Source organism: Mesorhizobium sp. M1A.T.Ca.IN.004.03.1.1 (assembly GCF_003997555.1).
Taxonomy (GTDB): domain Bacteria; phylum Pseudomonadota; class Alphaproteobacteria; order Rhizobiales; family Rhizobiaceae; genus Mesorhizobium.
The window spans coordinates 1-258 of sequence record NZ_RZTV01000575.1; the positions used below are offsets into that span (position 1 = coordinate 1).

Consider the following 258-nt stretch of genomic DNA (forward strand, 5'->3'; position numbering starts at 1 on the left):
GGAGGAATTCATGGACAAAGTCGGTATCGGCATCATCGGATGCGGCAATATTTCGGGCGCCTATCTCACGGCGATGGCATCCTTCCCCATTCTCGACATTCGGGGCGTCGCCGATCTCAACCGGGAACTGGCAGAGGCGAAGGCTGCCGAATTCAACGTGCCCGTCAAGTCCGTCGAGGAACTCCTCGCCGATCCCAAGGTCGAAATCATCGTCAATCTGACCATCCCGAAAGCCCATGTCGCCGTCGCGCTGCAGGC

At 58.9% G+C, this 258-nt stretch carries 1 protein-coding gene; it reads left to right on the forward strand.

All coding sequences use genetic code 11. The features are described 5' to 3' along the window. Positions 1-10 precede the first annotated feature (10 nt). Positions 11-258: Gfo/Idh/MocA family oxidoreductase (locus EOD29_RS32935; RefSeq protein WP_164764004.1), on the forward strand; the 248-nt coding region annotated here is incomplete at its 3' end.